Genomic DNA, 7,743 nt, shown 5'->3' with positions numbered 1-7,743 from the left:
GGACTTCCTGCGCGAGCATGGCTGCGACGAGGTGCAGGGCTACCTGTTCGGGCGGCCGATGCCGGCCAATCGGTTTGAGGCGCAGTTCAGTAACGACGCCCTTTTCATGTTTGACTGAGGTTTTGCGGTGGGGCTGATGGCCCCTTCGCGGGCAAGCCCGCTCCCACATTTTGATTTGCAAACACAGTTAAATGTGGGAGCGGGCTTGCCCGCGAAGGGGCCATCAAATACGCCATCCATCTCTGGATGAACGCCACTTGTCCGCGACATGATGTCCTTTCATATGCCATCTAAAACCCATTGGGTTAGAATGCCCCTCTTTTCTGCCCCCGATCCTTGAGGACCGCCATGTTCAGCCGTGATTTGACTATTGCCAAGTACGACGCCGATCTCTTTGCCGCCATGGAGCAAGAAGCTCAGCGCCAGGAAGAGCACATTGAGCTGATCGCTTCGGAAAACTACACCAGCCCTGCCGTGATGGAGGCTCAAGGTTCGGTTCTGACCAACAAGTACGCCGAAGGTTATCCGGGCAAGCGTTACTACGGCGGTTGCGAATTCGTCGATATCGTCGAGCAACTGGCTATCGACCGCGCCAAGGAACTGTTCGGCGCCGATTACGCCAACGTCCAGCCACACGCCGGCTCCCAAGCCAACGCGGCCGTGTACCTGGCCCTGCTGCAAGGCGGCGACACCATCCTGGGCATGAGCCTGGCCCACGGCGGTCACCTGACCCACGGCGCCAGCGTTTCCTCCTCCGGCAAGCTGTACAACGCTGTCCAGTACGGCATCGACGGCAACGGTCTGATCGACTACGACGAAGTCGAGCGCCTGGCCGTCGAGCACAAGCCAAAAATGATCGTGGCCGGTTTCTCTGCCTACTCGCAGATCCTCGACTTCCCACGCTTCCGTGAAATCGCTGACAAAGTGGGCGCCTACCTGTTCGTCGACATGGCCCACGTGGCCGGTCTGGTCGCCGCTGGCGTCTACCCGAACCCGGTGCCTTACGCTGACGTGGTGACCACCACGACCCACAAGACCCTGCGCGGTCCACGTGGCGGCCTGATCCTGGCGCGCGCCAACGCCGATATCGAGAAAAAGCTGAACTCCGCCGTATTCCCAGGCGCCCAAGGTGGCCCGCTGGAGCACGTGATCGCCGCTAAAGCGATCTGCTTCAAGGAAGCCTTGCAGCCTGAGTTCAAGACTTACCAGCAACAAGTGGTGAAAAACGCCCAGGCCATGGCCACTGTGTTCATCGAGCGCGGTTTTGACGTGGTGTCCGGCGGTACTGAAAACCACCTGTTCCTGCTGTCGCTGATCAAGCAGGACATCTCCGGTAAAGATGCTGACGCTGCCCTGGGCAAAGCCTTCATCACCGTGAACAAGAACTCTGTACCGAACGACCCACGTTCGCCGTTCGTCACCTCGGGCCTGCGCTTCGGCACCCCGGCCGTGACCACTCGTGGCTTCAAGGAAGCAGAGTGCAAGGAACTGGCTGGCTGGATCTGCGACATCCTGGCTGACCTTTCCAACGAAGCCGTGATTGACGCGGTACGTGAGAAGGTCAAGGCCATCTGCAAGAAGCTGCCGGTATACGGCGCTTGATTGCAGTTGCTTGAATAAAAAGCCCGGCTCTTGAGCCGGGCTTTTTTATGCCTGTTGACCGCGTTTCAATTCAGGGTTGGTAAACCCGCTGGAAGCCTTCGCGGATCTTGTCTTCCGGCAACTCATCGGCAATAAACACAATCACACTCTCCCGCGCCTCACCCTCGGCCCATTCGGTGTCCCAATCGAACCCGTAGAGCTTGAGCACGCCCTGGAACACCATGCGCCGATCTTCCCCGGCGATGTTCAGCACGCCCTTGTAACGCAGCAGTTGTTTGCCGTGTTCTTCCAACAGTTCGTTCATGAACTCACTGAGCCGGTCGATATCCAGCGGCTGGTCGGTGCGCAGCACCAGGCTGGAGATACGGTCGATGGACGGCGCCTGGCTGACCGGGCGCAGGGTCATGCCGGCGTTGAGGTTAAAGCCGCGCACGTCCAGCAGCTCAGCCAGGTCGATCTTGCCATGTTCCACCACACGAATCGGCGCACGACGGTTGATGCGGGTCAGGCGCTGACTGAGCGCCTCGAAGCTGGCGTCGTCCACCAGGTCGCGCTTGCTTACCAGCAGGCGGTCGGCAAAGCCGATCTGCGCCTGGGCGATGGTCTGGGTCAGGTGGTGCTCGGCGTGGGCCGCGTCCACCAGGGTGATGATGCCGTCGAGGAGATAGCGCTCGCGCAATTCCTCGTCGATAAAAAAGGTCTGGGCCACCGGCGCCGGGTCAGCCAGACCGGTGCACTCGATCACCAGGCGGTCGAAGGCGATCTCGCCGCTGTCCAGGCGTTCGAGCAGCAGGTACAGGGCTTTGGTCAGGTCGGTGTGGATGGTGCAGCACACGCAACCGTTGGACAGGGTCATGACCTGGACCGGCTCATCGCCCAATAGCTGGGTGTCGATGCCGGCGTCACTGAATTCGTTTTCGATCACGGCGATTTTCAAGCCGTGCTCGGCCTTGAGCAGATGGCGCAACAAGGTGGTCTTGCCAGCGCCGAGGAAGCCGCTGAGGACGGTGACGGGGATGGGAGAGGACAAAATATTCTCCTTGAGGAAACACAAAACAAATGTGGGAGCGGGCTTGTGTGGGAACGGGCTTGCTCGCGATGCAGGCAACTCGGTCTATCTGGTATACCGAGGTGATGCTATCGCGAGCAAGCCCGCTCCCACACAAGCCCGCCCCCACAGGGGATCACATAGGCCCAACCCTATTGGATCAACAGCACTTGGGCCCGCCCTTGCCGCCGTAACGGGCTTCCTGGCGCTCCCGGAAGAACGCCTTGTAGTCCATCAACGGCTTGTCCGGGTGCTTGGTTTGCATATGCTCGACGTAGGTGTCGTAGTCGGGCATGCCGACCATCAGGCGTGCAGCCTGACCGAGGTATTTACCGAGGCGACCGATGTCATTGAACATGTCTGCAACCCTCTATCACGCGTCCGGCATGGCTTGGAATGGTGCTTCTTTATCCGTACGTTCCTTGGTGCCCCAGGCGGCCACGCCGACCTTGATGGCATAGAACAGGATGCTGAAGACCACGAACAGGAACAACACCGTCAACGTCGCGTTGGTGTAGGCGTTCCAGATCACGTGCTGCATCTGGTCGATACTCTTGGCCGGGGCCAGGATCTGCCCATTGGCCAGCGCATCGCTGTACTTCTTGGCCAGCGACAGGAAGCCGATCGCCGGGTTGGCGTCGAACAGCTTGATGAAGCCTGCGGTGGTGGTGCAGATCAGCAGCCAGACAGCCGGCAGCAGGGTCACCCAGATGTAGCGCTGGCGCTTCATTTTGATCAGCACAACGGTGGCGAGCATCAGCGCGATACCGGCCAGCATCTGGTTGGAGATGCCGAACAGCGGCCACAACGTGTTGATACCACCCAGCGGGTCAATCACGCCCTGGTACAGCAAGTAGCCCCACATCGCCACACAGCCTGCAGTGGCGATCAGGTTGGCCGTCCAGGACTCGGTACGCTTGAGCGCCGGCACGAAGGAACCGAGCAGATCCTGGAGCATGAAGCGCCCGGCACGGGTACCGGCGTCCACAGCGGTCAGGATGAACAGCGCTTCGAACAGGATTGCAAAGTGGTACCAGAACGCCATGGTGTTTTCACCCGGCAACACACTGTGCAGGATTTGCGCGATGCCGACCGCCAGGGTCGGCGCACCGCCGGCACGGGCCAGGATGGTGGTTTCACCGATGTCATTGGCCACCGCTTGCAGCGCTTCCGGGGTAATCGCAAAGCCCCAACTGCTGACGGTTTGCGCAACTGTCACCACATCAGTGCCGACAATCGCCGCAGGGCTGTTCATGGCGAAGTACACGCCTGGCTCGATCACCGAAGCGGCAACCATGGCCATGATGGCGACGAACGACTCCATCAACATGCCGCCATAACCGATGTAGCGCGAGTGGGCTTCATTGGCCAACAGCTTGGGCGTGGTGCCCGAGGAAATCAGCGCGTGGAAACCCGATACCGCGCCACAGGCGATGGTGATGAACAGGAACGGGAACAGGCCGCCCTTCCACACCGGGCCAGTGCCGTCGATAAACTGGGTCAGCGCCGGCATTTTCAGGTCAGGCATGGTGACCAGGATGCCAATCGCCAGGGCGATGATGGTGCCGATTTTCAGGAAGGTAGACAGGTAGTCGCGCGGGGCCAGGATCAGCCACACCGGCAGTACCGCGGCCACGAATCCGTAGCCAACCAGCATCCAGGTGATCTGGATCCCGGTGAAGGTGAAGGCCTTGGCCCATACCGGATCAGCGGCAATCTGCCCGCCGAGCCAGATCGAACCCAGCAGCAACAGCACGCCAATGATCGAAATTTCGCCGATGCGGCCCGGACGGATGTAGCGCATGTACACGCCCATGAACATCGCGATCGGGATGGTCGCCATCACCGTGAAGATGCCCCACGGGCTTTCGGCCAGGGCCTTGACCACGATCAGCGACAGCACCGCGAGGATGATGATCATGATCAGGAAGCAGCCAAACAGCGCGATAGTCCCGGGAATGCGGCCCATTTCTTCGCGAACCATGTCCCCCAGGGAGCGGCCGTTGCGACGGGTGGACAGGAACAGAATCATGAAGTCCTGCACCGCACCCGCCAGCACCACGCCGGCAATCAGCCACAGGGTACCGGGCAGGTAGCCCATCTGTGCAGCCAGTACCGGGCCGACCAGAGGCCCCGCGCCGGCAATGGCGGCAAAGTGGTGACCGAAGAGAATATGTTTGTTGGTCGGCACATAGTCCAGACCGTCGTTGTTGATCACTGCGGGGGTGGCCCGCCGTGGATCGAGTTGCATCACGTTATTTGCGATGAACAGGCTGTAGTAACGATAAGCCACCAGATAAATGGCGACTGCCGCGACTACAATCCACAAGGCGTTGATTGCCTCGCCGCGCCGCAAAGCCACTACGCCCAGGGCGCACGCTCCTACGATTGCCAGCAACAGCCAGGGTAGATGGCGGAGCAGGCTATTATTATTTTTCATTTTTATATTCCAGCCAGGGTGGACAGAAAGACAGCCAGTCCGAGTTTAGCGCGCTGTGCCCTAAAGACCAGCCCCCTACGTTGGTCTAGAGCCTTGCCGGGGCGAAAAAAACAGAAATAAACGCCCGATAATGGCGCAAGGCTACAATCCCTGGACTAACAGAGGGTTTCACCATGAGCGACCAGCCGTCAGATCGACGCCGTTTTCGGCGGATTGCCTTCAATGCCAAGACCGAACTTAAGCAAAACGGCCAGCAATGGCCGGTGCAACTGGTGGATTTATCGCTCAAAGGGTTGCTGGTGCAAAAGCCTGCGCCATGGCTGGGCAAGGGTGACGAGCCCTTTGATGTGGACATTCACCTGGACGCCGACACCGACGTGAGCATGCAAGTGCGGCTGAGCCATGACGAAAAGGGGCAACTGGGGTTCGTCTGCGAATATATCGACCTGGACTCGATCAGCCATTTGCGCAGGCTGATCGAGCTGAACCTGGGGGATGAAGAGGAGCTGCATCGGGAGCTGGGCGAGCTGCTGAACATCTGACGATGTGCACACATCAATGTAGGAGCTGGCTTGCCTGCGATGGCGGCGTGTCAGTCAGGGACGCAGCGACTGATTCGAGACCATTGCAAGCAAGCCATCTCCTACAGGGTTCTGTGGTATTTCGGGTTATTCGAACAAGGCATCCAGTGCCTGTTCCAGCCGCGTCACCGCAATCACCTGCAACCCGGGCGGCGCCTCCTTCGGCGCGTTGCCCTTGGGCACGATGGCACGCTTGAAACCATGCTTGGCGGCTTCCTTGAGGCGCTCCTGGCCGCTGGGCACCGGGCGTACCTCGCCCGACAGGCCCACTTCACCAAATACCAACAGGTCATGGGGCAACGGCCGATTGCGCAGGCTCGACATGACCGCCGCCATCAAGGCCAGGTCAGATGCGGTTTCCAGCACCTTGACGCCGCCGACCACGTTGAGGAACACGTCCTGGTCATGGGTCGGAATCCCGCCATGGCGATGCAGCACCGCCAGCAGCATCGCCAGGCGGTTCTGATCCAGGCCCAGGGTCACGCGGCGCGGGTTGGCCAGATGGCTGTCGTCCACCAGAGCCTGGACTTCCACCAGCATTGGCCGGGTACCTTCCCACGTTGCCATCACCACGCTGCCCGGTACTTCTTCCTGGGCGCGGGTCAGAAAGATCGCCGAAGGGTTGGAGACTTCTTTCAGCCCCCGGTCCGTCATGGCGAACACCCCCAGCTCGTTGACCGCGCCGAAACGGTTCTTCACCGCCCGCAACAGGCGCAGGCGCCCATCGGACTCGCCCTCGAAATACAGCACCGTATCCACCATATGCTCCAGCACGCGCGGGCCGGCCAGTGCGCCTTCCTTGGTGACATGGCCCACCAGGAAAATCGCCGTGCCGCTCTGTTTCGCGTAACGCACCAGCAACGCCGCACTTTCCCGCACCTGGGACACCCCTCCCGGCGCCGATTGCAGTTGCTCGGTGAAGATCGTCTGGATCGAGTCGATCACCATCACCTTGGGTTTTTCCACGCGGGCGGTGGCGATAATGCTTTCGATACAGGTCTCGGTCATGACCCGCAATTGGTCCTGGGGCAAGCCCAGGCGGCGGGCGCGCATGGCCACCTGTTGCTGGGATTCTTCGCCGGTGACGTACAGGGCTGGCATGCGGCTGGCGATGCTGCACAGGGTCTGCAAGAGGATGGTCGACTTGCCGATGCCCGGATCGCCGCCGATCAGCACCACCGAGCCGTCCACCAGGCCACCACCGAGTACCCGGTCGAGCTCGCCGGACGCCGTGGAAAAGCGCGGGATTTCCTCGACGCTGACTTCCGCCAGGGTCTTGATCTGGGCTTGTTGCCCGGTCCAGCCGGAGCGCCCGCTGGGAGCTGCGGCGCCACCGCTTTCAATCATGGTTTCCGTGAGGGTGTTCCACGCCCCACACTCGCCACACTGGCCCGCCCATTTGGGAAAGGTCGCGCCGCACTCTGTGCAGCCGTACATGCGCTTGGCCTTTGCCATCTGAGAACCTCCAACCGAAAAACCGCGATGATAGCTCAGCGTGGCGCTGCGGTACGGATTTCACCGTTGGCCAATCGTGTAGCGCTGTTGCCCAGCGGGTCTTCGGCATTCAGGTCGGCGCCCTGGGCCTTGAGCGCATCGAGCAGTTCGACGCGCTTGAACAGCCCGGCATACATGGCCGCCGTCTGTCCGGCGCCGTTGCGTTGGTCGGGGTTGCAGGCGGTGCCCAGCAAACGCCGGGCAATGCGCAACTCGCCCTTGAAGATAGCGCCCATCAGCGCCGTATTGCCGCGTTTATCCTGCACACAGGCATCGGCACCGGCTGCCAGCAGTTGCTCCACGGCCGGTTCGTGCCCGTGATAGGCGCTGAGGATCAGCGCGGTGTAGCCCTTGTCATCGACGGTATTCAGGGAATAGCCGGATTCGATAAAAGTCTTGAGCATTTCCACGTCGCCACGTCGGGCAGCGTCGAAGTAGTAATCCTGTAACTGCGCCTTGAGGGCCTGCGGGTCGGCGAACACACTCAAGGACCAGCAGGCCAGTAGCGCCCCTATAAAGCTACGCATCATCAACATCCTCTGCAGGTCCCGTAGGAGCGAGCTTGAACTGGCGGCGAC

The 7,743-nt window shown here is 60.8% G+C and carries 8 protein-coding genes; 3 read left to right on the top strand and 5 right to left on the bottom strand.

The genetic code is table 11. The annotated features are described in order from the left end of the window. Positions 1-118 (top strand): hypothetical protein (locus PSFL_RS01110; RefSeq protein WP_397469565.1); only part of this gene is annotated, 118 nt, incomplete at its 5' end. A gap of 230 nt (positions 119-348) precedes the next feature. Then, complete coding sequence (gene glyA, locus PSFL_RS01105) at positions 349-1,602, top strand: serine hydroxymethyltransferase (protein WP_057441128.1); 1,254 nt, start codon at positions 349-351, stop codon at positions 1,600-1,602. A 70-nt stretch (positions 1,603-1,672) separates the two neighbouring features. Here the strand turns inward: glyA and yjiA are convergent, their stop codons facing one another. The 3 genes from yjiA to PSFL_RS01090 all read right to left on the bottom strand — a co-directional run bounded on the left by yjiA (position 1,673) and on the right by PSFL_RS01090 (position 5,090). Beyond that, positions 1,673-2,632: a GTPase gene (gene yjiA / locus PSFL_RS01100; RefSeq protein ID WP_057441130.1), complete on the bottom strand. Its 960-nt coding sequence runs from the start codon at positions 2,630-2,632 to the stop codon at positions 1,673-1,675. A gap of 178 nt (positions 2,633-2,810) precedes the next feature. Then, the gene (locus PSFL_RS01095; protein WP_057441132.1) at positions 2,811-3,008 is read right to left on the bottom strand and encodes a YbdD/YjiX family protein; all 198 of its coding nucleotides are present in this window, start codon (positions 3,006-3,008) and stop codon (positions 2,811-2,813) included. 15 nt (positions 3,009-3,023) lie between these two features. Then, complete coding sequence (locus PSFL_RS01090) at positions 3,024-5,090, bottom strand: carbon starvation CstA family protein (RefSeq protein WP_115129043.1); 2,067 nt, start codon at positions 5,088-5,090, stop codon at positions 3,024-3,026. Between the two features lie 173 nt (positions 5,091-5,263). Between PSFL_RS01090 and PSFL_RS01085 the strand changes: the two genes are divergently transcribed. Then, positions 5,264-5,632 (top strand): PilZ domain-containing protein, encoded by a 369-nt coding sequence (locus PSFL_RS01085; protein WP_057441134.1) that lies wholly within the window; start codon positions 5,264-5,266, stop codon positions 5,630-5,632. Positions 5,633-5,758: 126 nt separating this feature from the next. Here the strand turns inward: PSFL_RS01085 and radA are convergent, their stop codons facing one another. Both radA and PSFL_RS01075 read right to left on the bottom strand, forming a co-directional pair. Beyond that, positions 5,759-7,126: a DNA repair protein RadA gene (radA, locus tag PSFL_RS01080; RefSeq protein ID WP_057441136.1), complete on the bottom strand. Its 1,368-nt coding sequence runs from the start codon at positions 7,124-7,126 to the stop codon at positions 5,759-5,761. A 35-nt stretch (positions 7,127-7,161) separates the two neighbouring features. Then, positions 7,162-7,692 (bottom strand): ankyrin repeat domain-containing protein, encoded by a 531-nt coding sequence (locus PSFL_RS01075; protein WP_057441138.1) that lies wholly within the window; start codon positions 7,690-7,692, stop codon positions 7,162-7,164. Positions 7,693-7,743 lie beyond the last annotated feature (51 nt).

The organism is Pseudomonas sp. DD1, from assembly GCF_044510355.1.
Lineage (GTDB): Bacteria > Pseudomonadota > Gammaproteobacteria > Pseudomonadales > Pseudomonadaceae > Aquipseudomonas > Aquipseudomonas shahriarae.
Note: the sequence above shows the minus strand (reverse complement) of the source record. Positions and strands in the feature narration are given on the sequence as shown.